At 30.3% G+C, this 360-nt stretch carries 1 pseudogene; it reads left to right on the top strand.

From position 1 onward, the window contains the following. Positions 1 to 360: pseudogene (locus tag GQ589_RS11980) on the top strand (hypothetical protein); the annotation flags it as partial.

Raw genomic sequence — 360 nt, 5'->3', positions numbered from 1 at the left:
ACGATGAACGTTCATTACGTGAAGCAGAATTTAACAATATAGATTATTTACAACAGCATAGTACTAAGGATTTTTATTTTAAAGTAATTACCGCTAAACAAAAAAATGAAGAAGCAAATATCGTTGGGATAAAAATATATAGCAAACATGATGGCAGGCTTATTCAAACTATTACTGGTATCAAAGGATGTGAGTTTCATGGTTATGCTAATATCATAACTAATGAAGGCTTTGATTTTAATTTTGATGGCGATAATAATGACTTTTATCTCTTCAAAGACAGATATCACGGACCTAATAGCACAGCCGAATATTACGTCTATGACAAAACCCAACAACAATTTGTTAAATTAAATCTTG

Source organism: Gilliamella sp. Pas-s27, from assembly GCF_009795865.1.
Lineage (GTDB): Bacteria > Pseudomonadota > Gammaproteobacteria > Enterobacterales > Orbaceae > Gilliamella.
The sequence above is the reverse complement of the archived record's forward strand: the minus strand, read 5'-3'. Positions and strand labels throughout refer to the sequence as shown.